Origin of the sequence: Arsenicicoccus cauae, from assembly GCF_043162025.1 — a bacterium.
Taxonomy (GTDB): domain Bacteria; phylum Actinomycetota; class Actinomycetes; order Actinomycetales; family Dermatophilaceae; genus Arsenicicoccus; species Arsenicicoccus cauae.
This window is the reverse complement of the sequence record NZ_CP171001.1, coordinates 3,061,096-3,084,788: the sequence shown is the minus strand read 5'-3', so window position 1 is coordinate 3,084,788 and position 23,693 is coordinate 3,061,096. Positions and strand designations below refer to the sequence as shown.

Sequence of the window (23,693 nt, the reverse complement as noted above, 5' to 3'; positions counted from 1 at the left end):
CACCCGCCGTCGAGGCCGTGACAGCACCGTCCGATGAGAACCGAAAGCGGGTTTGACGCTATGAGCACCCGATGAGTACTCAGCGATGAGCATGCCCCAGCACTAACGACGGTCCGTGACCGGCGGAGGACCTCTCCGCGCCCGCCCGGACCGAGATCAAGGAGAATTGTGGCTAAGGTCCGGGTCTACGAGCTCGCCAAGGAGCTCGGAGTCGAGAGCAAGGTTCTGCTCGAGCACCTGAAGAACCAGGGAGAGTTCGTCCGCGCGGCGTCCTCCACCATCGAGGCGCCGGTCGTGCGCCGCATCCGGGAGTCCTTCCCGGCCGAGCTCGCCGGCAAGGCCGGCGGCTCCCCCAAGAGCCCTGCGGCGGCCCCCAGGCCCGCCGCCGGCACCACGGCGAGGCCGACGCCGGGACCCGCCGCCGGCAGCACGTCGAGGCCGACGCCGGGACCCGCCGCCAAGCCGGCCCCCGCCTCGGACAAGCCGGCCGCTGCCGCGACTCCGCAGGCGCCGGCCGCTCCGGCGACGTCCGCCCCCCAGGCTCCCTCGCCCGCGGCGCCCGCCCCCGCGGCGCCCGCCGCCAAGGCGCCCGCGGCCGAGACCGCGGCGCCCGGCCCGCGCCCCGCGCAGCCCGGTCCACGTCCTGCCGCCCCCGGCCCGCGCCAGCAGCAGGCCCCCGGCCGTTCCGGTGGTCAGGGTGGTCGTCCGGGAGCCCCGCGCCCCGGCAACAACCCCTTCGCGTCCTCCCAGGGCATGGGTCAGCGTCCGGAGCGCGGCGAGCGCACCGACCGTACCGAGCGTCCGGAGCGGACCGACCGCCCCGCTCGCGACGGCGGCGCGCCGCGTCCCGGCGGGGCTCCCCGCCCCGGCGGCGGCCAGGGATCGGCCCGCCCGGGCAACAACCCCTTCGCCCCCTCGCAGGGCATGCCCCGCCCCCAGGCGCCGCGTCCCGGCGGTCAGGGTGGCGGCCAGGCCGGTGCGGCCGGGCCCCGTCCGGGCGGCCCGCGTCCCGCCGCACCTCGTCCCGGTGGCCCGCGGCCCACGCCCGGCGCCATGCCGACCCGGTCGTCGGTGCCCCGTCCCGGCGAGCGTCCCGCCCGTGGCGGCGGTGGTCGTCCCGGCGCCCCCGGCGGTGGTGGCTACGGTGCTCGTCCCGGTGGTGGCGGTGGCTTCGCCGGCCGTCCCGGTGGCGGTGGTCGTCCCGGCGGCGGCGCCGGTCGCGGTGGCACCCAGGGTGCCTTTGGTCGTGGCGGCAAGCCCGCTCGCGGACGCAAGAGCAAGCGCGCGAAGCGCCAGGAGTTCGAGCAGATGCAGGCGCCGTCCATCGGTGGCGTCACCGTGCCCCGTGGCGACGGCTCCACCGTCGTGCGCGTGCGTCGCGGCTCGTCGCTGACGGACTTCGCCGACCGCATCAACGCCAACCCGGCGTCCCTGGTGACCGTGCTCTTCCACCTCGGTGAGATGGCCACGGCCACGCAGTCCCTCGACGAGGACACCTTCAAGGTGCTCGGCGCGGAGCTCGGCTACGACATCCAGGTCGTGTCGCCGGAGGAGGAGGAGCAGGAGCTCTTCGCGTCCTTCAACATCGACCTCGAGGGCGAGGACTACGCCGACGAGGAGCTCCAGGCCCGGCCGCCGGTCGTCACGGTCATGGGTCACGTCGACCACGGCAAGACCCGCCTGCTGGACGCGATCCGCAACGCCAACGTCATCGCCACCGAGGCCGGCGGCATCACCCAGCACATCGGTGCCTACCAGGTCGCCGTCGAGCACGAGGGCGAGGAGCGCAAACTCACCGTCATCGACACCCCGGGTCACGAGGCCTTTACGGCCATGCGTGCGCGCGGCGCCAAGGTCACCGACATCGCGATCCTCGTCGTGGCCGCCGACGACGGCGTCATGCCGCAGACCATCGAGGCGCTCAACCACGCCCAGGCCGCGGACGTGCCGATCGTCGTCGCCGTCAACAAGATCGACGTCGACGGGGCCAACCCGGCCAAGGTGCGCCAGCAGCTGACCGAGTACAACCTGATCGCCGAGGAGTACGGCGGCGACACGATGTTCGTCGACATCTCGGCCAAGCAGGGTCAGAACATCGACCAGCTGCTCGAGGCCGTCCTGCTCACCGCGGACGCCGCCCTCGACCTGCGCGCCAACCCCGAGACCGACGCCCGCGGCGTTGCCATCGAGGCCAACCTCGACCGTGGTCGCGGCGCGACGGCGACCGTCCTCGTCCAACAGGGCACCCTGCGGGTCGGCGACGCCATCGTCGCCGGGTCGGCCCACGGCCGCGTCCGCGCGATGCTCGACGAGCACGGCAAGCAGGTCAAGGAGGCGACCCCGTCGCGTCCGGTCCAGGTGCTCGGTCTCGCGTCCGTGCCCCGCGCCGGCGACACCTTCGTGGTGGCCCCCGACGACCGCACGGCCCGTCAGATCGCCGAGAAGCGCGAGGCCGCCGACCGCCAGGCCAGCCTGGCCAAGGCCCGCAAGCGCATCTCGCTCGAGGACCTCAACGAGGCCCTTGCGGCCGGCAAGGTCGAGACGCTCAACCTCATCCTCAAGGGTGACGCGAGCGGCTCGGTCGAGGCGCTGGAGGATGCCCTCCTGCAGATCGACGTGGGCGACGAGGTCGACCTGCGGATCATCGACCGCGGCGTCGGCGCGATCACGATGAACAACATCAACCTCGCCGTCGCCTCCAACGCGGTCATCATCGGCTTCAACGTCCGCGCCGAGGGCCAGAACGCCGAGTACGCCGACCGTGAAGGCGTCGAGATCCGCTACTACTCGGTCATCTACCAGGCGATCGAGGAGATCGAGGCGGCCCTCAAGGGCATGCTCAAGCCTGAGTTCGAGGAGGTGGAGCTCGGCACCGCCGAGATCCGCGAGATCTTCCGCTCCAGCAAGTTCGGCAACATCGCCGGATCGATCGTCCGCAGCGGCGAGATCAGGCGCGGCGCCAAGGCCCGCATCACGCGCGACGGGGTCGTCGTCTCCGAGAATGTCGAGGTCGCCGGCCTGCGGCGGTTCAAGGACGACGTCATCGAGGTGCGCGAGGGCTTCGAGTGCGGCATCAACCTCGGGTCGTACAACGACCTGCAGGTCGGTGACCTCATCGCGACGTACGAGATGCGCGAGAAGCCGCGCGACTGATCGTCGGTCGACCCGGAGCCCCTCCTTCGGGGGGCTCCGGGTGCGGCGGCCGGGCCTATCCTCCGCCGCTCGTCCCTCGCGGCTCCCGCCAGGCCCACCACGGCCCGGCCACCGCTCCCTGGCGCCCCCAGCGGGTCCGGGCGCCTCACCTCGTGCGGCTGAAAGGCAAGTGAGTTGTCGTCCTATCTTGCGTTGGTGTCCCCGTCGCACAACCGGGTGTATGCCGACCAGGCACCCGCCCTCATGGCGGCCGAGCTGCGTTGTGTGGCGGACGCGCTCCTGCCGGGCAGCGTCGGGGACATCGCGCCGGTCGAGGTGGCGGGCGTGGCCTACCTGGGCTTCGAGACGGCGGCCCCGCTGACCGGCGACCCGCTCCGGGCGGTGAGCGTGCTGTCCGGCATACAGGCCCTGTATCTGCGTGCGGGCGACGAGCATGGCGAGCTGCTCCGCCCGGTCGCGCTGGACCGGCCCGACCGGTTCCCGAGCGACCTGGTCACCATCCTCAAGTACCAGGGCAAGACCAACGAGCAGTTCACCCGACTGCTGCTCACCGTGACCGCGATGGCGACGGCCTGGCCCGAGCGCTACCTCGACGGCACCATGACCGTCCTGGACCCCATGTGCGGTCGCGGCACCACGCTCAGCACCGCCATCACCCTCGGTCTGGACGTCACCGGGATCGACCTCGACGCCAAGGACCGCGAGGCCTACCAGGCCTTCCTCAGCACCTACCTGCGCCAGCACCGGATCAAGCACCGGCTGACGTCCGGGGCCGTCCGCCGCAGCGGCAAGACCCTCGGTCACCGCTTCGACGTCGAGCTGGCGGCCGACAAGGACGACTACAAGGCGGGGCGCGTGCAGCACGTGACCTACCTCGGGGTCGACACGACCCGGCTCCAGGGCCTCCTGCCCGCCGGCCAGACCAACGTGGTCGTCGCCGACACGCCGTACGGCGTGCAGCACGGCAGCCACGGGGACCGCCTGGCCCGCAGCCCGCTCGACCTCCTCGACGCGGCGCTGCCCGGCTGGGTCCGGGCGCTGCGCACCGGGGGCGCGGTGGGGCTCGCCGTCAACCGCCACGTCGCTGCGCGCGCTGCCGTCACCGACCTGCTCGCGCGGCACGGGCTCACCGTCGTCGAGGCGGGTGGCTACGGTGGACTGCGTCACCGCGTCGACGCCTCCATCGACCGCGACATCGTGGTCGCCCGCAAGGGCTGACCACACGTACGACCAGCCCGTCGGCACCCACGCCGGCGGGACTCGACCCATCACGAAGGGGCACTCTCATGGCAGACCCGGCACGCGCCCGCAAGATCGCCGACCGCATCAAGGTCGTCGCGGCCGAGTACCTCGAGTACCGCCTCAAGGACGAGCGTCTCGGCTTCGTCACCCTCACGGACGTCCGCGTGACCGGTGACCTGCAGCACGCCTCGATCTTCTACACCGTCTTCGGCTCCGACGAGGAGCGAGAAGGCACTGCCGCGGCGCTGCAGGACAACCTCGGCCGCATCCGGTCCTACGTCGGCAAGGCGCTCGGCATCCGGCTCACCCCGAGCCTGGAGTTCATCGCCGATGCCCTCCCCGAGACGTCCTCGCAGATCGAGGACGCCCTGCGCAAGGCGCGCGAGCGGGACGAGGAGCTTGCCCGCCGGCGTGAGCAGGCCGCCTACGCCGGCGACGCCGACCCCTACAAGAAGCCTGCCGACGCCTCCTCGGAGCCCGCCGACGCCACCGATGCCACCGACGACAGCGACGACTCAGTCGACACCGACGACGGTTATGCCCCGGTCCCACCGCCCCCATCGGTCCGGGACGGCGGTGTGGACGCCGAGGAGGCGGCCCAGCTCGAGGACGTTGCGGCGCTGGACCTGGCCGACCAGGAGGAGGACGCCGCCCAGGGCACCGGGCGCGCCGATGGCTAGGAGCCGGGGCGCCGACGACGGCCCCGACGGGCTGCTCGTCGTCGACAAGCCGGCCGGCTGGACCAGCCACGACGTCGTCGGGCGGGTCCGCCGGCTGGCGGGCACGCGCAAGGTCGGTCACGCCGGCACGCTCGACCCCATGGCCACCGGGGTCCTGGTCCTCGGGCTCGGGCGAGGGACCAGGCTCCTGACCCATCTCGTCGGCTGCGACAAGGCCTACGACGCCACGATCCGGCTGGGGCAGGCGACGGTCACGGATGACGCCGAGGGCGAGCTGACGGCGGCCACACCGGTGGAGGGGGTCACGCCCGAGCGGGTAGCGGCCGCGGTCGCGGGCCTGACCGGCGCCATCGAGCAGGTCCCGAGCGCCGTGTCCGCGATCAAGGTCGACGGTCGCCGCTCCTACGCCCGGGTCCGGTCGGGCGAGGACGTCGAGCTGCCTGCGCGCCCGGTCACGGTGTCCCGCTTCGACATCCACGACCAGCGCGTGGCGGGGGAGACGGCCTACGACCTGGACGTGACCGTCGAGGTGAGCTCCGGCACCTATGTGCGCGCCCTCGCGCGCGACCTCGGGTCGGCCCTCGGCGTCGGTGGTCACCTCACCGCGCTGCGCCGCACCCGGGTGGGCGGCTACGCCCTGGACGTGGCGGCCGACCTCATGGACCTGACGGCTGCGTATGACGCCGCGCGCACCCGCCTCGGCGTGGACCGGCTCGACCGCGCGGACCTGCCGAGCCTGCCGCTGCTCGACCTGGCCACCGCGGCGCGCGCGCAGTTCCCGGCGCACGAGCTCAGCGCCGAGGAGGCCACGGCGCTGGGCTACGGCCAGCGGATCGCGTCGGCTGCGTCGACGTCGGGCTCGGGGCAGGGCGTGGTGGCGGGGTTCGCGCCGGACGGGCGCCTGGTGGCGCTGCTGGACGAGACGCGGCCGCAGGCCCGCAGCCTGGTCGTGCTGGCGCCGGCCGCGACCTGACGCCTGCGACCTCGCGTCCGCCCGTCGAGACGGTCTGCGGGACAGGTCATCCATAAGTGATGGTTATGGGTGTCCAAAGCCACTGTCCTGGCGTGGGCACCCATCCTCCACCGATCAGGAGACCCCCATGTCGCTGTTCCTCATCGAGCTCGTCCCCGCCGACCCCACCCGCGAGGGCGCCCAGGCGCTCATCGAGACCCTGGCCTCGCAGAGCACGGGCACCGGGGCGGAGCTCATCGAGTCTCAGGTGACCGCCGACGCCGGCCGGGTCTTCGCGGTGCTCGAGGCGGACGAGGCCGAGGCCCTCGCCCCCCTCGCGAGCGTCGACGGCGCCGCCGAGGTGACCGCTCCCGCGGAGGTCCGGCTCGTCGGCGCCGAGCTCGCCGACATCAAGGCTGCCCGTCCGCACGCGGGCTACCTCGTCGAGTGGGACCTGCCGGCCACTCTCGACATGGACACCTACCTGGCCAACAAGAAGGCCAAGTCCCCGCGCTACGCGCAGGTGCCCGAGGTGGCCTTCCTCCGCACCTACGTGCGCGAGGACATGCTCAAGTGCCTGTGCTTCTACGACGCTCCCGACCAGGACACCGTGGTCCGGGCCCGCGAGGTTGTCCAGACCCCCATCGACCGCCTGCACCAGCTCGCCTGAGGGTCGCCCCATGACGACAGTGACCGTGGACCCGGTCCGGACCTGGGCCGCGCAACGGGCCGAGCAGGTGGACCGCGGGGAGCTGGCCGCCTCCGAGGCGGTCGCGCTGCTGGCGGCCGACGGCCTGCTCGACCTGGGCGCAGACGACACCGCCGCCGCCGTCGCGGCCGCCGGCCCCAAGGCCGCCGTGCCGCTGCGGGCCATGGGCGACGTCATCGCGGCCGTGGCGGAGGAGTGCCTCAGCTCGGCGTTCAGCATCTGGGGCCACCGCATGGCCATCGAGTACTTCGCCCGGGGGCGGCGCTCGGCGCTGTCCGAGGACGCCTTCGCCGAGCTGCGCGCCGGCCGGGTCGTCGGGTGCTCCGCGATGGCGGCGGCCATGAAGCAGGCCTCCGGGCTCGGCGACCTCGGTGTCACCGGGCGGCGCGAAGGCGACGAGATCGTCCTGGACGGGTCGATTGCCTGGGCCTCCAACCTGGTCCCCGGTGCCGTCGTGGTGACGGCGGTGGACCTGGCAGGGGAGCCGCCGGTCGTCACGTGGTTCACCGTCGGCAGCGCGGGCGTGCAGGTGCAGCCCGCCCGGGGCCTGCTCGCGCTCGAGAGCACCGCCTCCGGCCGCGTGGTGCTGCAGGGTGTCCGCACCCCCGTCGAGGCGGTGCTGTCCGAGGACGTGCCGAGCTACGCCGCCGGCTTCCGGCCGACGCTGCTGCTCCTGCAGAGTGCCTTCTGCGTGGGGCTGACCCGATGCTGCGTGGCCGACGCCCTGGCCGGGGTCGCACGCCCGGAGACCCGCGCCCTCGACCGCGAGGTGCACGAGCTCCAGGCCCGCGCCGACGAGGTCGAGCGGCGCTGGCAGGAGGCCGTCGCCGACCCGGCGGCCGTGACCCGGCACGAGCTGCTGCGCCTGCGGCTCGACGCGAGCCACGTGTGCCAGGACGCGACGCGGCTGGCGGCGACCCTCGCGGGCGGCGGGGGCTACGTCGCGACCAGCACCGCCTCGCGCCGGTTGCGGGAGGCCGCCTTCCTGCCCGTCCAGTCGCCCTCGGAAGGACACCTGCGGTGGGAGCTCTCCTCGTCCAGCTGACGGACGTCGCCGTGACCTACGGATCACGGGTCGCCGTGCGCCGGGTCGACCTCGATGTCGAGCATGGCCGCCAGCTGGCCCTGCTCGGCCCGAGCGGGGCCGGCAAGTCCACGCTGCTGCACCTCCTCGCGGGGGAGCTGCACCCGAGCGCCGGCGCGGTGCACCGTCCGGGCACGCCCCGCATCGGCATGGTCTTCCAGCAGGCGCGGCTGATGCCCTGGCTCACCGTGCGGGACAACCTCGCGCTCGGCCACGCCTACGCGGCCAACGCCGACGTGCGCGACGCCCCGCTGGTCGACGAGCTGTTGGACCTGCTCGGCCTCACCGCGCACGCCGACGCCTACCCGGATCAGCTCTCCGGCGGCCAGGCGCAACGTGTCGCGCTGGGGCGCGCCCTGGCGGTGCGCCCTGACCTGCTGCTGCTCGACGAGCCGTTCAGCGCCCTGGACCCGGCGACCCGCGGCGAGCTGCAGGGCTGGCTGCGCCGACACCTCACGGAGCGGGGGCTCAGCAGCGTCGTCGTCACGCACGACATCGACGAGGCGCTCGTCCTCGCCGACGACGTCGTCGTGCTGCGGGCCGGCGGCACGGTCGCGCGGCGCTGGTCGATCACCCCCGCGACCAACCACGTCACGGCGGCCAGCCACCCGCTGCGGGCGCAGGTGCGCGCGGCATACGACGAACCCGCCCACGATAACGGCGCGCCCGAGCCCGGCAGCGACCGCGGGCGGCACGGGCGCCGGATCCATGTCTGAGCGCCACGCCCGTCCGACGCCGACCCGTCGCGAGCTGCTGCTGGCCACGGCGCGGGGCGGCGCGGCGCTCGGCCTGGCCGGCCTCACCGCCAACGGCGCCCGGATCGCCGTGGCGCCAACCGTGTCCGGCTGGCGCGACGACGCGGGTGCGCTGGGCCGGGAGCTGCGCATCGGCTACCTGCCCATCACCGATGCCGCGGCGCTGCTGACCGCCCACCAGCGTGGCTTCCTCGCCGACGCGGGGCTGCCCGCTGCACGCCCGGTGCTCTTCCGCGGCTGGGAGTCGCTGGCCCAGGCGTTCTTGGTCGGGGACGTCGACGTGGTCCACCTGCTGATGCCCTTTGCGCTGCAGCTGCGCCTCGCCCAGCATGCCGACGTGCGCGTGCTGGCCTGGGGCCACACCAACGGCTCGGCCCTGACCGTGGGCCGGTCCATCACCCGCACCGAGCAGCTCGCCGGGACGACGGTCGCCATCCCCTACTGGTGGAGCGTGCACAACGTGCTGCTGCAGCGGCTGCTCGCGGCCTCCGGGCTGCGAGCCGTGGTGCGCCAGGCACCGTCCGTCAGCGCCGGCACGGTGCAGCTCGTTGTGATGTCTCCGGCGGAGATGGTGCCCGCGCTGGCGTCAGGGCGGGTCAGTGGGTTCGTGGTGGCCGAGCCGTTCTGCTCCGTGGCGGAGGTCAAGGGGGTCGGGCGCGTGCTGCGCTTCCTCGGTGACGTCTGGCACGACCACGCCTGCTGCGGCATCGCGGTCCGCGGCGACCTCGTCGACGCCCACCCGGCCGCGGCCCAGGCGCTCACGACCGGTGTCGTCCAGGCCCAGCAGTGGCTGGAGGGTCACCGCGCCGACGCCGCGGCTGTGCTCGGGGCCGAGGGCGGCTACCTGCCCCAGCCCGCCGCAGCCGTGTCCCGGGTGATCACGGGGCGGCGGCCACCGGCCACGATCACCCGCCACCCCGGCTGGCAGGGCCAGCGGCTGGGCTTCAGCGCCTACCCCCGGCCCGGCTACACGGCGGAGCTGGCCTCGCTCATGCAGGCCACGACCGTCGACGGCGACCGGGGATTCCTCCGCGGGATCGACCCGGGGACCGTGCACGCCGGTCTCGTCGACGAGCGGTTCGTGCGGCAGGCGGCCCGCGACCTGCACCTGCCGCTGCCCGTCACGACTCCCGAGGAGGTCGCCCCATGACCGATCCCCGTCACCGGGCGCTGCCCGCCGTGGTCGGCCTCCTCGCCGCGGTCGCGGTGTGGTGGCTCGTGACCGACGTGCTGCTCGCGCGGTGGCCACTGATCCCGCAATTCTCGCCCGTGCGCACCTGGCAGGGGCTGGTCGAGCTCGCCCGCGACGGGCGGCTGCTCACCGACGCCTCCATCAGCGTGTTCCGGCTCGCCAGCGGTCTCGCGATCGCCACCACGGTGGGTGTCCTCGTGGGCGCGCTCGTCGGGCTGGTCCCGTGGATCGACGCGGCGACCCGGCCGGTGCTGCTCTTCCTGCGCATGGTGTCCCCCCTGTCCTGGGCCCCCGTCGCCATCGCGCTGATCGGCATCGGGGACGTCCCCGTCATCGCGCTGGTCGCGGCCACGGCCGTCTGGCCCGTCCTGATGGCCACGGTCGAGGGCGTCGGGCGCGTGGACGCCGGGCACCTGGAGGTGGCCCGCACCCTCGGGGCCTCGCGCCGCGAGACGGTGCGCTCGGTGGTCGTGCCGTCGGTGCAGCCCTTCGTGCTCTCGGGGCTGCGCGCCGCCATCGGCATCGCCTGGGTGGTGCTCGTGCCCGCCGAGATGCTCGGGGTCACCTCGGGGCTCGGCTACGAGATCCTCAACTCCAAGGACCAGCTCGCCTACCACCACGTCACCGCGCTGATCGTCGTCATCGGCACGATCGGCTTCGCCGTGGACCTCGTGGCGCGCCGGGCCCTGCGCAGCCGGCGGGAGCGTGACGAGGAGCGACGTTCGGTCACCCGCCCCACCCACGACCCCCTGGAGGCTCTCGTATGACGATCCGCGTGGTCGCCCTCAGCGCGGGGCTACGGCCCACGTCGGCCACCGCCGCTTGGCCGACCTGCTGCTGACGGCCTGCGAGGAGCATCTGGGGCCGCGGCAGGAGCACCTCCCGGTCGCGGAAGACGTCCGGACCGGCTGCACGTGGCCCCGACCAGCGTCCTCGCCGCACCCCCGGACTGGTCGGAGGACGGCTCGGTCCTCCCGGACCTGCCCCCGGACTTGCTCACAGGCTCGGGGGACGCCGAGGCTCCGAACAGGGGAGAGTGTGAGATGCATCCTTCCTTTTATCGGTGCGACCAGGCACACTCGCCCCAAAGCTACCCATGGGTCACCCCCGCACCCACCCTCGACGTGGAGGAGAAGTCATGCCGTTGCTGTCCGCCAAGGACGAGAAGGTCGACTGGGCCGTCATCGACAACCGGATGGAGAGCGTCGCGCACGTCTTCCGTGACCGGGCGGCCAGGACGCCCGACGGAGCCGGGTTCCAGCACTTCCGCGGTGACGAGCTGCAGACGCTGACCTGGAGGCAGGTCAAGGAGCGTGCCTACGACCTCGCCGCCGGGCTCATCGTCCTCGGCGTCCAGCACGAGGACCGGGTGGCCGTGGCGTCGACCACCCGCCTGGAGTGGGCCCTGGCGGACCTGGCCATCATGTGCAGCGGCACCGCGACGAGCACCGTCTACCCGACGACCATCGCCAGCGAGGTCGCGTTCATCATCGCCGACTCGGGCAGCAGGGTCGTCTTCGCCGAGGACGACACCCAGGTCGCCAAGGTCCGCGAGCAGCGCGACCAGCTCCCCGACGTGATCAAGGTCGTGACCTTCGACGGGACCTCGGACGGGGACTGGGTCATCACCCTCGACGAGCTCGCCGAGCTCGGGCGGGCGGCGCTCGCGGAGGACCCCGACCTGGTCGACCGGCGCATCGACGGGATCTCCCGCGACCACATGGCCACGCTCATCTACACCTCCGGCACGACGGGCCGGCCCAAGGGCGCGATCCTCACCCACGACTGCATCGTCTACGAGGGCGCCGCCGTCGACGCGGTGCAGCTCGTCACCCAGGACGACCTGCAGTACCTCTGGCTGCCCCTCTCGCACGTCATGGGCAAGCTGCTGCTCGCGCTGTCCTTCCAGGTGGGGTTCCCCACCTGCATCGACGGCCGCATCGACAAGATCGTCGAGAACATGGAGATCGTGAAGCCCACCTTCATGGGAGCGGCGCCCAGGATCTTCGAGAAGGCCTACGCCCGCATCAACACCGTCCTCATGGAGGGGTCGCCGCAGAAGGTCAAGATCGCGACCTGGGCCCTCGGGGTGGGGCGTCGGGTGGCCGAGCTGAAGGAGCGGGGCGAGCCGATCCCCGTCCCGCTGCGGCTGCAGCACCGCGTGGCGGACCGTCTGGTGCTCAGCAAGGTTCGCGCGCGCTTCGGCGGTCGGATCAAGTCCATGGTGTCCGGTTCGGCCAAGCTGGACCCCGAGATCGCGCGCTGGTTCGCCTCCTGTGGTCTGCTCATCATCGAGGGCTACGGCCTGTCCGAGACGAGCTCCGCGTCCTCTGTCAACCGGCCGACCCCAGGGAGCTACACCTTCGGCACGGTGGGGTGGCCGGTGCCGGGGACCCAGTTCAAGACCGGCGAGGACGGCGAGATCCTGATGAAGGGCCCGGGCGTCATGCGCGGCTACCACAACGCCCCCGAGCTGACCGAGCAGGTCTTCACCGACGGGTGGTTCCACACCGGTGACATCGGCGAGATCGACGAGCGCGGCTTCGTCCGCATCACCGACCGCAAGAAGGACGTCTTCAAGACCTCCGCCGGCAAGTACGTCGCACCCTCGCAGATCGAGATCCAGTTCAAGGGCCTGTGCCCCTACGCGAGCCAGTTCATCGTCTACGGCAGCGAGCGCAACTACGTCACAGCTCTGGTGGCGCTGGACGAGGCCATGATCATGCCCTGGGCCGAGGAGCACGGCCTCGCCGGCAGGACCTACGCCGAGGTGGTCGCCTCGCCCGAGGCGGAGCAGCTGATCCAGGGGTATGTCGACCGGCTCAACAGCGGGCTCAACCGCTGGGAGACGGTCAAGCGCTTCTCGATCCTGCCTCGCGACCTCACCGTGGAGGACGGGGAGCTGACCCCGAGCCTCAAGCTCAAGCGCAAGGTGGTCTCCGAGCGCTTCGCCGAGCAGGTCGAGAGCAACTACAGCACCTGACGTGGCGCTGGCGCGTCGGCCCAGCAGCTTGGTCACGTGTGGGCGGTCCGAGCGTGGCGCTAGCGCGTCGGCCCAGCAGCTTTGTCACGCATGGGCCGAGATCGCCGAGCTGCGTGGGTCGGGGAGGCAGGAGGCGGCGGCATACACGCAGGCCGTCTCCCTGCCCGCGGCACAGCGACGGGCGCAGGTGCTGGCCGACGTGGGCCGGCGCCGTCGCCCGGGCGACTAGAGTTGGGACGTGCATCGATGGAATGACCTGTCCCAGATCCCCGCGGACCTCGGCCCGACGGTCGTGACGCTGGGCAACTTCGACGGGGTCCACCGGGGGCACAAGGCGGTCCTGCAGGCGGTCCTGCAGCTGGCGTCCGAGCGCGGTGCGCAGACGGTGGCCGTGACCTTCGACCCCCACCCCGTCGCGGTGCTGCACCCGGAGCGTGCGCCCGCCCCCGTCACCTCCCTCGAGCACCGCCTCGACCTCATCGAGCACGTCGGCCTCGACGCGGTCCTCGTGCAGGAGTTCACCCGCGAGCTCGCCCAGATGTCGCCCGAGGACTACGCCCGCACGGTCTTCGTCGACGCGTTGCACGCGTGCGCCGTGGTCGTCGGCGAGGACACCCGCTTCGGCCACAAGAACTCCGGCGACGCGGCGACGCTGCGCGAGCTCGGCGCCCGCTACGGCTTCGAGGTGCTGACCGTCGCCGACCTGGGGGAGGGGCAGCGCTGGTCCTCGAGCCTGGTCCGCCAACGGCTGGGCGACGGCGACGTGGCCGGGGCAGCAGCGGTGCTGGGGCGCCCGCATCGGGTGATGGGCACCGTCGTGCACGGCGACCACCGCGGTCGCGAGCTCGGCTACCCGACCGCCAACCTCACCCAGGACGCCGAGGGCATGATCCCGGCGGACGGCGTGTATGCCGGGTGGCTCACGCGGGTCGCCCTGGACGACGACCAGGAACGCGTGCTGCCCGCCGCCATCTCGGTGGGGACCAACCCGACCTTCGAGGGCACGCAGCGGCGCGTCGAGGCCTATGTCCTCGACCGCACCGACCTCGACCTCTATGGCGAGCAGGTGGCGGTCGAGTTCGTCGAGCGGCTGCGTCCCACGCTGAAGTTCGACTCCGTCGAGGAGCTGCTGAAAGTGATGGCAGACGACGTGCAGCGCTGCCGCGAGGTGCTCTCCTCGATCGTGCCGGCCTGACCGTGCCGCTCGAGCGGCCGGGGCGTGGCGCGACGTGGTCCGTCCTCGCTCCGTTACCGGTGAGTAGGTAGGGTCGGCTCATGCCGCTGCCCCGACGCCTCCCCCGCACCTACGCCGACCTGACCGCCTTCCTCCGGTCCGCCGAGGCCATGCGGAGACTCATGAACCTCTGGCCGCCGTTCCTGTGCTCCGGCATCCACATCATGGCGATCAGCGAGGACTTCCGCCACGTCGCCGTGCGCCTGCGCAAGCACCGGCTCACGGCCAACTACGTGGGGACGCAGTACGGCGGCTCGCTCTACTCCATGACCGACCCCTTCTGGATGCTGCTGGTGCTGCGCAACCTCGGCTCGGACTACGTGGTGTGGGACAGGGCCGCCGAGATCGAGTTCGTCTCGCCCGGCCGCACCGAGGTGTCCACCGAGTTCCGGCTCACCGACGCCCATCTCGAGCAGATCCGCCACGAGACCGCGGGCGGCGACAAGTGCCTCGTGTGGTTCGACAACGAGGTCGTCGGGACCGACGGCACGGTGGTGGCCCGGGTGCGCAAGCAGGTCTATGTCCGGCGCAAGCGCGACCGGGGTCTCGTCACCGGCTGAACGCCGCTCACGGGTTGGTCGCCGAGCTGACGATCAGCGCGATGCCGCCGCCCACCGACAGGACCGCGCGGACCCTTGTTGGCCCGCGTCCACTCGGTGAGGTAGCCCCGCCACACCGGCCCCCCCACAGCACGGCCGCGCTCAGCGCCGCCGCGCCGAATGTGTCTCCGAAGGATCGGCCACCGGTCGCAGGCCTCTCGGCGACCGAGTCGCCGGACGTGACGACCTTGTGGATCGGGGCGTGCGTCGGGTCCGGCTGCGGCGGCCACACCGAGGGGGAGGGCGTGACCAGACATCACTGGCAGGACACCCAGTCCGACCGAGGTCAGACCGTGAGATCGACCCCTTCGCGATCGTCCAGGTCCTCGGCCTCGATGGTGCGCAGCTGCTCGACGGAGGGGTCGTCCTCCTCACGCAACCGCCAGGCGTGCCGCCCGATGGCGCCCTCGAGGGTGTTGCGGGCGAACCGCCCGTTGCCGAAGGACTCCCCACGCGGCGTCGCGGCCAGGATCTCGCGGAAGCGCGTGATCGCGCCCTCGGACAGGTCGTAGTCGTTCTTGGCCGACAGGTCCTTGATGATCCCCACGAGCTCGTCGTCGGTGTAGTCCTCGAACTCGATGACTGTGTTGAACCGGCTCTGCAGCCCAGGGTTGGTGCGGATGAACTCCGCCATCGGCTCGGGGTAACCGGCCACGATGACGACGAGGTCGGCGCGGTGGTCCTCCATCTCCTTGACGAGGGTGTCGATGGCCTCCTTGCCGTACTGGTCGCCGTTGAGCGCGTAGGCCTCGTCGATGAACAGGACTCCGCCGAGCGCGGATCGGACGACCTCGGAGGTCTTGGTCGCGGTCTGCCCGAGGTAGCCCGCGACCAGCTCGGAGCGGTCGACCTCGACGAGCTGGCCCTTGCTCAGCAGACCGAGCGCGCGATAGATCCCACCGACCAGGCGGGCGACGGTGGTCTTGCCGGTGCCCGGGTTGCCGGTGAAGACGAGGTGGCGGGTCAGCGTGGCGGACCGCAGCCCGGCCTTCTCGCGCTTGGCCTCCATCTGCAGCAGGGCGACCTGCCGGTGCACCTCGCGCTTGACCCGGGCGAGCCCGACCAGGGCATCGAGCTCGGCCAGCAGCTCGTCGACGGACTTCTCCGGCTCGGGAGGCGCCACCGGCTCGGCAGGCTCGCTCGGGCTGGTGGCAGCGGCGCCGGGGGCGGTCGGCGGCCCGGGTGCGCCGGGTGCGCCTGGGTCGGTCGGAGGAGGACCGGCCGGTATGCCGGGTGGCGTCGGCGGGGCGGGGTGGGGCGCATCGGCCACGGACGCGGGGCGCAGCCCGCGCAGCGCCTGCAGGGTCGCCGCCTCGAGCGCCCGCAGCTGCTCGCGCACGGAGTCGGACGACGAGGACGGGGACGACGTCGGCGCGGCGCCCCGCGGCGTGGGGGTGACCCCGGGTGGGGCCGGCGCGTCCGGCATACGGCCGGGTGGTGCTGTCCCCGCCCCGGGCCCCGGCGAGCCCGGTGCACCCGCCGCGGCCAGCTGGGCACCGGCGGAGGTCGTCGCGCGACCGACGGCGCCGGAGTCGGCACCCGGCACGGTGCACGCGGCCGTGGCGACCTCGGCGAGGGCGGACGCATAGGCCGCGGTGTGGAACGAGCCGTCGGCAAGCAGGCCCGTCAGCAGCGTCGACGGGGACGAGGCGAACCGGCGACCGCGCGGCGCGTGCTCGAAGAACTCCGACGCCGACCGTCCGAGCTCGGCCGCCCAGGAGGCGTGGACGGTGCTGCCCGGGCGCGAGGTCTGGAGCACGGCGGCCGACATCGCCAGGCCCTCGTCGCGGACCTGCCCGGGGTCGAGCCCGGCCGTGCGACCCACCTCGACCAGGGCGTCGACCGACGCCCGCAGACCGCCGGGGACCGACCCGCTCACTGGCCGAGGTCGAGCGAGCCGGCGGCGCGGCGCTCGTCGGTCTGGCGGACGCGAGCGAGGTACTCCTGGCTCTTGGACACCTCGCCCTCGAGCGTGCCGATCGTCGTGGCCATGGTGTCCAGGGCCTCGTTGCGGAAGCTGTCGATGGCGTCCATGGTGGTGTAGATGTTCTGGAAGGCCGCCTGCAGCTGCGGCAGCCCGATCGTCGCGGACGCCGCCTGGCGCTGGATCTCGACGGAGTTGTCGCGCAGCAGCTCGGAGGTGCGCTCGATCATCGTCGAGGTGGTCTGGTTGAGCGCGGTGATCTGCTCGAGGACGAGCTTCTGGTTGTTGAGGGCCTGCGCCACGATGACGGCCGTGCGCAGGGCGGAGACCGTGGTGGTGGAGGCACGGTCGACGCCCTTGATGAGCTCGATGTTGTTCTTGATGACGATGTCGATGGCCAGGTAGTTCTGGATAGACACGGCCAGCTGGGTGAGCAGGTCCTGGTGCTTCTGGCGGACGTAGAAGAGCACGTCCTCGCGCAGGGCCTTGGCCTTGTCGGGGTCGCTGACGTCGAGCTCGGCGATCTGCGCCGCGACCTTGGCGTCGAGCCGCTCCGCGACGTAGATGTACTGGTTGAGCAGGCCCATCGTCGTCCAGAGCTGCTGCTTCTCCTGGTTGAGCGCGACGTTGTCCTGCTGCAGCTCGGCCTGGCCGTTCTTGAGGGCCTGGAGGATCCCGTCGAGGTGCCCCTGCGCGGACTCGTATCGCCGGAAGTAGTCGGTGACCTTGTCGCCGAAGGGGATCATCCCGAGGAACTTCTTGGAGCCGCGCGCCTGGCTGGGGTCGAGGTCCTCGACCGTGCGGCGCAGGTCCAGCAGCGTCTTGCCGACGCCCGACTCCTGCGACAGGCCCCCCTTCTGCAGGGCGGTGACGGGGGTCTTGAGCAGGCGGTTGGAGGTCTCGGCGGCCTTGCGGATCTCGGCGTCCCCCATCGTGCGCACGTCCGCCGCCTTGGCCTCGAACTCCGGCGACTTGGCCTGCGCGCCGGTCAGGGCCGAGAGGTAGTCGTCGACCTTGGCGTCCAGGCCCGGCATCGCCGACGGGTCGACCGCCGGGGCCATCTTGGGGGCCTGGGTGGCCTGCACGGGCGCCGGGGCGGGCGGGGCCTCGAGGCGCAGGGCGGGCTCGGTGGCGGTGGCGGTCGCCGGAGGGGGCGTGAGCGGCTCGGTCATGGGGTCTCCTCGAACGGTCCGGTGGCGGTCTGGCTCCAGCCTGTCACGAGTCGACGAGTCCTGGGTGGACGTGGTCGTCTCTTACCCTGGAGTCATGCCCATCACCCAGAACGCCCCCGGCGCCCTGCGTCACGAGACGCCTGGCGCCTCGTACTACGAGGCCCTCGAACCGTTGCTGGAGCGGGTCAGCAAGCCCATCCAGTATGTCGGTGGCGAGCTCAACTCCACCGTCAAGGACTGGCACTGCGGCGGTCACGGGCCGTCCGGCGAGGACCTGACCGTGCGGTGGGCCCTGATGTACCCCGACGCGTACGAGGTCGGCGTGCCCAACCAGGGGATGATGATCCTCTACGAGGTGCTCAACGAGCAGCCGTTCGCGCTGGCCGAGCGGACCTACTCGGTGTGGGCCGACATGGAGGAGCAGCTGCGTGCCGCCGGTCTGCCGCAGCTCACCGTCGACGGGCACCGCGCGGTGCGGGACTTCGACCTGTTCGGCATCTCCTTCTCCACCGAGCTGGGCTACACAAACCTCCTCGCGGCCCTCGACCTCGCGGGCATCCCGCTGCACGCCGCCGACCGTGGCGAGGACGACCCCATCGTGGTGATGGGCGGGCACGCGTCGTTCAACCCCGAGCCGATGGCGGACTTCGTCGACTGCGCCATCGTCGGTGACGGCGAGGAGGCCGTGCTGCGCGCGACCGAGCTGGTCCGCGCGTGGAAGGCCGCCGGGCGACCGGGCGGGCGCGACGGCATACTGCTCCGGCTCGCGCAGACCGGCGGTGTCTATGTCCCGAGCCTGTATGCCGTGACCTATGGCCCCGACGGGCAGATCGAGGCGGTCACGCCCACCGCACCCGGGGTCCCCGAGCGGGTGTCCAAGCACACCGTCATGGACCTCGACGCGTGGCCCTACCCCAAGCAGCCGCTGGTGCCGCTCGCCGAGTCGGTGCACGAGCGCATGTCGGTCGAGATCTTCCGCGGGTGCACGCGTGGTTGCCGGTTCTGCCAGGCCGGGATGATCACCCGTCCCGTGCGCGAGCGGTCCATCACCGGCATCGGCGAGATGGTCGAGCGCGGCCTGGCCGCGACGGGCTTCGAGGAGGTCGGGCTGCTGTCGCTGTCGTCGGCCGACCACACCGAGATCGGCGACATCACCCGCGGCCTCGCCGACCGCTACGAGGGGACGCAGACCGGGCTGTCGCTGCCCTCGACCCGCGTCGACGCCTTCAACATCGACCTGGCCAACGAGCTGACCCGCAACGGGCGGCGCTCCGGGCTGACCTTCGCCCCCGAGGGCGGGTCCGAGCGGATCCGCAAGGTCATCAACAAGATGGTGACCGAGGAGGACCTGATCAAGACCGTGGCCGCGGCCTACGGCGCGGGCTGGCGGCAGGTCAAGCTCTACTTCATGTGCGGGCTGCCGACCGAGACCGACGAGGACGTCCTGCAGATCGCCGAGCTCGCCAAGCGCGTCATCGAGACGGGGCGCCAGGTCTCGGGCCGCAAGGACATCCGCTGCACCGTCTCGATCGGCGGGTTCGTGCCCAAGGCGCACACGCCCTTCCAGTGGGCCTCGCAGCTCTCGCCCGAGGACACCGATGCGCGCCTGGCCAAGCTCCGCGAGTCGATCCGCTCCGACAAGCGGTTCGGCTCCTCGATCGGCTTCCGCTACCACGACGGCGAGCCCGGTCAGGTCGAGGGCCTGCTGTCCCGCGGCGACCGGCGCGTGGGGCGTGTGATCGAGGCGGTCTACCGCGACGGCGGGCGGATGGACGGCTGGAGCGAGCACTTCTCCTACGACCGGTGGATGCGCTGCGCCGACGTCGCGCTGGCGGGGACCGGGGTCGACGTCGGCTGGTACACCCAGCGCGAGCGCGACGAGGACGAGGTCCTGCCCTGGGACCACATCGACTCCGGGCTCGACAAGCAGTGGCTCTGGGACGACTGGCAGGACGCACTCAACCTCAACGAGGTCGACGACTGCCGCTGGACGCCGTGCTTCGAGTGCGGCGTGTGCCCGCAGATGGGCACGACGATCGAGACCGGGCCGACGGGGCGCAAGCTCCTGCCCCTGTCGGTCGCCAACCCAGGCACGGCGGCGCTGCGCGCGGCGTCGGTGGGCGTGCCGTCGGCCGTCGGCGGCGAGGGCGCCGGGATGCGGGTCTCGACGGACGACGGCTCCGACGCCTGAGGGGCGGGTCGGCATACGGACCCTGGGCTCGGCGCATGGTCACCGTCGAGCGACTGCAGCCCCGCGACTCTGCGGACCTCGACGTCATCGTCGAGCTGCGGGCGTCGTGGGCCTCGGACCACGGGCGTGCGGGGGACCTCGCCGAGCTGCGGCGCCAGGTCGTGGGCTGATTGCGGCCGAGGGCGAGTCGCGACGCATCTGGGCGGCGTTCAGCGAGGACGAGCCGGTGGGCATGGTCTCGCTGTTCGTCGACAGCCGCATGCCGGAACTGGCCCGGGAACTGACCAGTCGGCGGGATTGGGGGTTGGGGGGCGGGGTCAGGCGCGGGGGAGGGCGAGGGGCAGGACCCGGGCGCCGGGCAGGGAGGCGAGCGCAGACCCCTCCACCAGGACCTTGGCGCCCCGCACCCCACCGCCCACCACCACCGGGCCGGCCGCGACCACCCCGTCGTCCACGAGGATCAGCCAGTCCTCGGGCAGCCCGATCGGGGTGATGCCCCCCTGGATCATCCCGGTCCGCGTCTCGGCGTCCTCCTGGTCGGCGAAGGACACCTTGCGCACCCCCAGCTCCTTGCGCACCACCTTGTTGATGTCGGCGCGGTCGGTGGCCAGGACCATCACGGCGGCGTAGGTGACCTCGTCGCCGCGGCGGCCCGCGACGACGACGCAGTTGGCCGAGGCGTCGGGCGCGACGTCATACGTCTCGCAGAAGGTCGCGGTGTCCGCGAGGTGCGGGTCGATCTCGGCGACGCGGGCGCCCGGGACCAGGTGCGCGGCGGCGGCCACGGGCGGGGCAACCAGGTCTGCGCGGTCGGCGAGGGGGAGCCAGGTCAGATTTCCTTCGGCGCTGGGCATGGGTCGACGCTAACCGTCCCAGAGCGCGACCCGCCGCTGTCGTCTCGCCTGGTGATCGGGGAGGATGCCGGTATGACGACCGCCCTTGACCTGGTGCCGGAGCTGCAGCGCGCGGGGGTGCGGGACATCCGTGCGGACGCGCTGACGCTGGGCATGTACTCCACCGACGCGTCGCTGTATCGCGTGGTCCCGCAGGTCGTCGTCTGCCCGCACGACGCCGCCGAGGTGGCGGCCGTGCTCGACGTGTGCCGCCGCACCGGGGTGCCGCTCACGAGTCGGGGCGCGGGCACGAGCTGCGCGGGCAACGCCGTCGGTCCGGGGGTCGTCCTGGACTTCTCGCGCCACATGGGGCGGGTCCTGTCGATCGACGCCGAGGCCCGCACCGCCGTGGTCGAGCCGGGCGCGATCCACGCGACCCTGCAGCGTGCCGCGGTGCCGCACGGGGTGCGCTTCGGACCCGACCCGTCCAGCCACACCCGGTGCACGGTCGGCGGCATGATCGGCAACAACGCGTGCGGCAACCGGGCGCTGGGCTACGGCCGCACGTCGGACAACGTCGCCGGGATGGTCGCCCTGACGGGCCTCGGGCACGAGCTGCGCCTGACGACAGGGGTGCTCGGTGACGCGCCGACCGTGTCGACGACCGGCGACGGTGGCGGCGCCGCGCAGGTCGAGGCCGTGCGCTCGCTCGTCGGCGCCAACCTCGCGACGATCCGCACCGAGCTGGGCCGGTTCGGTCGGCAGGTGTCGGGCTATGCGTGCGAGCACCTGCTCCCCGAGCGGGGATTCGACCTGGGGCGGGCGCTTGTCGGGTCCGAGGGGACCCTCGCCGTCGTCACCGAGGCCACCGTGCGCCTCGTCACCGATCCCGCCGAGAAGACCCTGGTGGTGCTGGGGTTCGACGACATCTATGCCGCCGGCGACGTCGCCCCACTGATGAAGCAGCTGGGCGCGGTGGCCTCCGAGGGGATCGACCGGCGCATCGTCGACGTCGTGCGGGCTCGGCTGGGCGACAACGCCGTCCCCGACCTGCCCGAGGGCAACGCCTGGCTCTTCGTCGAGCCGGTGGCCGAGTCGGTCGACGAGCTCCGTACGCGCGTGGCCGATCTCGTCGGCGCCGTCGGGGCGCGCTCGCACCGCGTCGTCGGCGACCCGGTCGAGGGCCGGGCCCTGTGGCGCATCCGCGAGGACGGGGCGGGGCTCGCGGGACGGACGCCGCGTGACCGCCCGGGCCACGCAGGGTGGGAGGACGCCGCGGTGCCACCCGAGTCCTTCGGCGCCTACCTGCGCGAGTTCGACGCCTTGCTAGAGCAGCACGACCTCACGGGCCTGCCGTACGGCCACTTCGGGGACGGGTGCCTGCACATTCGCCTGGACTTCGACCTCGAGAGGCGCGGCGGCACTGAACGCTTCCGCGAGTTCCTCTTTGCCTCAGCCGATCTCGTGGCGCGCTATGGCGGGTCAGTGTCTGGCGAGCACGGTGACGGACGGGCCCGCTCCGAGCTGCTGCCGCGGATGTACTCGCCCGGCGCGATCGACCTGTTCCGCGGGCTCAAGCGCGCGCTGGACCCCGACAACCTGCTCAACCCGGGCGTGCTCGTCGACCCGGGCCCGGTGGACGCCCACGTGAGAGTCGCTGTGGCGCAGCAGGTCTCGACGGGCCGCGACCGGCTCGCCTTCCACTACCCCGCCGACGCGGGGGACTTCACGCAGGCCGTGCACCGCTGCACCGGCGTCGGGAAGTGCCGCGCCGACCATGCCCCGGGCGCCGTGTCGGTGATGTGCCCGTCATACCTCGCGACCCGGGAGGAGAAGGACTCGACCCGAGGCCGGGCCCGCGCCCTGCAGGAGATGCTGAGCCCGTTCTCGGCCATCAAGGACTGGCGGGCGCCCGAGGTGCACGAGGCCCTGGACCTGTGTCTGTCGTGCAAGGGGTGCGCGTCGGACTGCCCGACCGGCATCGACATGGCGACCTACAAGGCCGAGGTGCTCCACCAGAGCTATCGCGGCCGGCTGCGCCCACCGTCGCACTACGCCCTGGGGTGGCTGCCCGCGTGGTCGCGGCTCGCCAGCCGGAGCCCGCGGATCACCAACGCTCTCATGGGTGCTCCCGGCGTGGCCAAGGTCGGCATGAAGGCCGCCGGCGTCGACCCGCGCCGATCCCTGCCGCGGTTCGCGGAGCAGACCTTCCGCGGGTGGTTCGCCGAGCACGGCGCCGATGCCGCCGCCGAGGGCTCGCCCGGCCGACCCGTCGTCATCTTCGTCGACAGCTTCGTCGAGCACTTCTCGCCCCAGGTCGGGATCGATGCGGTGCGGGTGCTGCGCGCGGCCGGCTACACCCCGATCGTGACCGGACGCCAGGTCTGCTGCGGCCTCACGTGGATCTCCACGGGGCAGCTGGACAGCGCCCGTCGGATCCTCACCAAGGCGGTCCGCGAGCTTGATCCGTATGTCGTCCAAGGCATCCCGATCGTCGGCCTCGAGCCCAGCTGCACGGCGGCGTTGCGGCACGACGTCGTCGACCTGCTCGGCACCGACGCCGCCCGGCGCGTCGCCGGGGGAGTGCTGACGCTCGCCGAGCTGCTCGACCGCACCGAGGGGTGGACCCCACCGGACCTGACCGGGGTCGAGGTCGTCGCGCAGCCGCACTGCCACCACGCCTCGATCCTCGGCTGGGGGGCGGACGCGGCCCTGCTGGAGCGCGCGGGTGCCGACGTGGTCCGGCTCGGGGGATGCTGCGGCCTGGCCGGCAACTTCGGGGTCGAGCAGGGGCACTACGACGTGTCGGTGGCGGTGGCCGAGCAGCAGCTGCTGCCCGCGGTGCGGGAGGCGGGACCGCAGGCCGTGGTGCTCGCCGACGGCTTCAGCTGCCGCACCCAGCTCGACGACCTCGCCCACCGCGAGGGCGTGCACCTGGCGACCCTCCTCGCGACCTACCCGAGGTAGTCACCTCCGCCCGGCAGCGTGGT

General features: G+C 72.7%; 18 protein-coding genes. 15 read left to right on the top strand and 3 right to left on the bottom strand.

What is annotated here, in order from left to right:
• The first annotated feature begins 168 nt into the window (after positions 1 to 168).
• From infB to ACF3NS_RS14310, 12 genes are all read left to right on the top strand, one after another.
• On the top strand, positions 169 to 3,153 hold the full coding sequence (gene infB / locus ACF3NS_RS14365; protein WP_392466905.1) for a translation initiation factor IF-2: 2,985 nt from the start codon (positions 169 to 171) through the stop codon (positions 3,151 to 3,153).
• Between the two features lie 195 nt (positions 3,154 to 3,348).
• Complete coding sequence (locus ACF3NS_RS14360; RefSeq protein ID WP_288799206.1) at positions 3,349 to 4,371, top strand: TRM11 family methyltransferase; 1,023 nt, start codon at positions 3,349 to 3,351, stop codon at positions 4,369 to 4,371.
• Between the two features lie 68 nt (positions 4,372 to 4,439).
• Positions 4,440 to 5,075 (top strand): 30S ribosome-binding factor RbfA, encoded by a 636-nt coding sequence (gene rbfA, locus ACF3NS_RS14355; protein ID WP_154592945.1) that lies wholly within the window; start codon positions 4,440 to 4,442, stop codon positions 5,073 to 5,075.
• Positions 5,068 to 6,048 (top strand): tRNA pseudouridine(55) synthase TruB, encoded by a 981-nt coding sequence (gene truB / locus ACF3NS_RS14350; protein WP_154592946.1) that lies wholly within the window; start codon positions 5,068 to 5,070, stop codon positions 6,046 to 6,048. Before rbfA ends, truB begins: the two co-directional genes overlap by 8 nt.
• Positions 6,049 to 6,175: 127 nt before the next feature.
• Positions 6,176 to 6,697 (top strand): DUF4242 domain-containing protein, encoded by a 522-nt coding sequence (locus ACF3NS_RS14345; protein WP_154592947.1) that lies wholly within the window; start codon positions 6,176 to 6,178, stop codon positions 6,695 to 6,697.
• A gap of 10 nt (positions 6,698 to 6,707) precedes the next feature.
• The gene (locus ACF3NS_RS14340; RefSeq protein WP_230082763.1) at positions 6,708 to 7,781 is read left to right on the top strand and encodes an acyl-CoA dehydrogenase family protein; all 1,074 of its coding nucleotides are present in this window, start codon (positions 6,708 to 6,710) and stop codon (positions 7,779 to 7,781) included.
• Positions 7,757 to 8,536, top strand: coding sequence for an ABC transporter ATP-binding protein (locus tag ACF3NS_RS14335; protein ID WP_288799205.1), 780 nt, complete (start codon positions 7,757 to 7,759; stop codon positions 8,534 to 8,536). The genes ACF3NS_RS14340 and ACF3NS_RS14335 overlap by 25 nt, the downstream gene beginning before the upstream one ends.
• Positions 8,529 to 9,725, top strand: a complete 1,197-nt coding sequence (locus ACF3NS_RS14330; RefSeq protein WP_154592949.1) for an ABC transporter substrate-binding protein — start codon at positions 8,529 to 8,531, stop codon at positions 9,723 to 9,725. Before ACF3NS_RS14335 ends, ACF3NS_RS14330 begins: the two co-directional genes overlap by 8 nt.
• Positions 9,722 to 10,534: an ABC transporter permease gene (locus tag ACF3NS_RS14325; protein ID WP_154592950.1), complete on the top strand. Its 813-nt coding sequence runs from the start codon at positions 9,722 to 9,724 to the stop codon at positions 10,532 to 10,534. Before ACF3NS_RS14330 ends, ACF3NS_RS14325 begins: the two co-directional genes overlap by 4 nt.
• A gap of 371 nt (positions 10,535 to 10,905) precedes the next feature.
• Positions 10,906 to 12,750: a long-chain fatty acid--CoA ligase gene (locus tag ACF3NS_RS14320; protein WP_154592951.1), complete on the top strand. Its 1,845-nt coding sequence runs from the start codon at positions 10,906 to 10,908 to the stop codon at positions 12,748 to 12,750.
• Positions 12,751 to 12,988: 238 nt separating this feature from the next.
• The gene (locus ACF3NS_RS14315) at positions 12,989 to 13,945 is read left to right on the top strand and encodes a bifunctional riboflavin kinase/FAD synthetase (RefSeq protein WP_288800190.1); all 957 of its coding nucleotides are present in this window, start codon (positions 12,989 to 12,991) and stop codon (positions 13,943 to 13,945) included.
• An 80-nt stretch (positions 13,946 to 14,025) separates the two neighbouring features.
• Entirely contained in the window at positions 14,026 to 14,544 is a 519-nt protein-coding gene (locus ACF3NS_RS14310; RefSeq protein WP_392466898.1) for a DUF4442 domain-containing protein, read from the top strand.
• Positions 14,545 to 14,869: 325 nt separating this feature from the next.
• Here ACF3NS_RS14310 and ACF3NS_RS14305 read toward each other — a convergent pair whose 3' ends face one another.
• Positions 14,870 to 16,462, bottom strand: coding sequence for an AAA family ATPase (locus ACF3NS_RS14305; RefSeq protein ID WP_392466895.1), 1,593 nt, complete (start codon positions 16,460 to 16,462; stop codon positions 14,870 to 14,872).
• Positions 16,459 to 17,679 (bottom strand): toxic anion resistance protein, encoded by a 1,221-nt coding sequence (locus ACF3NS_RS14300; protein ID WP_288799400.1) that lies wholly within the window; start codon positions 17,677 to 17,679, stop codon positions 16,459 to 16,461. The genes ACF3NS_RS14305 and ACF3NS_RS14300 overlap by 4 nt, the downstream gene beginning before the upstream one ends.
• Before the next feature lie 94 nt (positions 17,680 to 17,773).
• Here ACF3NS_RS14300 and ACF3NS_RS14295 point away from each other — a divergent pair, with 94 nt between their 5' ends.
• Both ACF3NS_RS14295 and ACF3NS_RS14290 read left to right on the top strand, forming a co-directional pair.
• The gene (locus tag ACF3NS_RS14295) at positions 17,774 to 19,870 is read left to right on the top strand and encodes a TIGR03960 family B12-binding radical SAM protein (RefSeq protein WP_392466891.1); all 2,097 of its coding nucleotides are present in this window, start codon (positions 17,774 to 17,776) and stop codon (positions 19,868 to 19,870) included.
• 35 nt (positions 19,871 to 19,905) lie between these two features.
• On the top strand, positions 19,906 to 20,040 hold the full coding sequence (locus ACF3NS_RS14290) for a hypothetical protein (RefSeq protein WP_288799398.1): 135 nt from the start codon (positions 19,906 to 19,908) through the stop codon (positions 20,038 to 20,040).
• Between the two features lie 147 nt (positions 20,041 to 20,187).
• On the opposite strand, the gene ACF3NS_RS14285 is transcribed toward ACF3NS_RS14290, so the two are convergent.
• The gene (locus ACF3NS_RS14285) at positions 20,188 to 20,724 is read right to left on the bottom strand and encodes a YbaK/EbsC family protein (protein ID WP_154592954.1); all 537 of its coding nucleotides are present in this window, start codon (positions 20,722 to 20,724) and stop codon (positions 20,188 to 20,190) included.
• A gap of 72 nt (positions 20,725 to 20,796) precedes the next feature.
• Here ACF3NS_RS14285 and ACF3NS_RS14280 point away from each other — a divergent pair, with 72 nt between their 5' ends.
• The gene (locus ACF3NS_RS14280) at positions 20,797 to 23,670 is read left to right on the top strand and encodes an FAD-binding and (Fe-S)-binding domain-containing protein (protein WP_392466887.1); all 2,874 of its coding nucleotides are present in this window, start codon (positions 20,797 to 20,799) and stop codon (positions 23,668 to 23,670) included.
• The last annotated feature ends 23 nt before the right edge of the window (positions 23,671 to 23,693 follow it).

Excerpts from the sequence above, each read along its gene's own strand:
- ACF3NS_RS14290 (WP_288799398.1), top strand. The coding sequence starts at position 19,906 with ATGGTCACCGTCGAGCGACTGCAGCCCCGCGACTCTGCGGACCTCGAC.
- ACF3NS_RS14285 (WP_154592954.1), bottom strand. The coding sequence starts at position 20,724 with ATGCCCAGCGCCGAAGGAAATCTGACCTGGCTCCCCCTCGCCGACCGC.
- ACF3NS_RS14325 (WP_154592950.1), top strand. The coding sequence starts at position 9,722 with ATGACCGATCCCCGTCACCGGGCGCTGCCCGCCGTGGTCGGCCTCCTC.
- ACF3NS_RS14295 (WP_392466891.1), top strand. The coding sequence starts at position 17,774 with ATGCCCATCACCCAGAACGCCCCCGGCGCCCTGCGTCACGAGACGCCT.
- ACF3NS_RS14310 (WP_392466898.1), top strand. The coding sequence starts at position 14,026 with ATGCCGCTGCCCCGACGCCTCCCCCGCACCTACGCCGACCTGACCGCC.
- truB (WP_154592946.1), top strand. The coding sequence starts at position 5,068 with ATGGCTAGGAGCCGGGGCGCCGACGACGGCCCCGACGGGCTGCTCGTC.
- ACF3NS_RS14345 (WP_154592947.1), top strand. The coding sequence starts at position 6,176 with ATGTCGCTGTTCCTCATCGAGCTCGTCCCCGCCGACCCCACCCGCGAG.
- rbfA (WP_154592945.1), top strand. The coding sequence starts at position 4,440 with ATGGCAGACCCGGCACGCGCCCGCAAGATCGCCGACCGCATCAAGGTC.
- ACF3NS_RS14300 (WP_288799400.1), bottom strand. The coding sequence starts at position 17,679 with ATGACCGAGCCGCTCACGCCCCCTCCGGCGACCGCCACCGCCACCGAG.
- ACF3NS_RS14330 (WP_154592949.1), top strand. The coding sequence starts at position 8,529 with ATGTCTGAGCGCCACGCCCGTCCGACGCCGACCCGTCGCGAGCTGCTG.
- ACF3NS_RS14340 (WP_230082763.1), top strand. The coding sequence starts at position 6,708 with ATGACGACAGTGACCGTGGACCCGGTCCGGACCTGGGCCGCGCAACGG.
- ACF3NS_RS14320 (WP_154592951.1), top strand. The coding sequence starts at position 10,906 with ATGCCGTTGCTGTCCGCCAAGGACGAGAAGGTCGACTGGGCCGTCATC.
- ACF3NS_RS14280 (WP_392466887.1), top strand. The coding sequence starts at position 20,797 with ATGACGACCGCCCTTGACCTGGTGCCGGAGCTGCAGCGCGCGGGGGTG.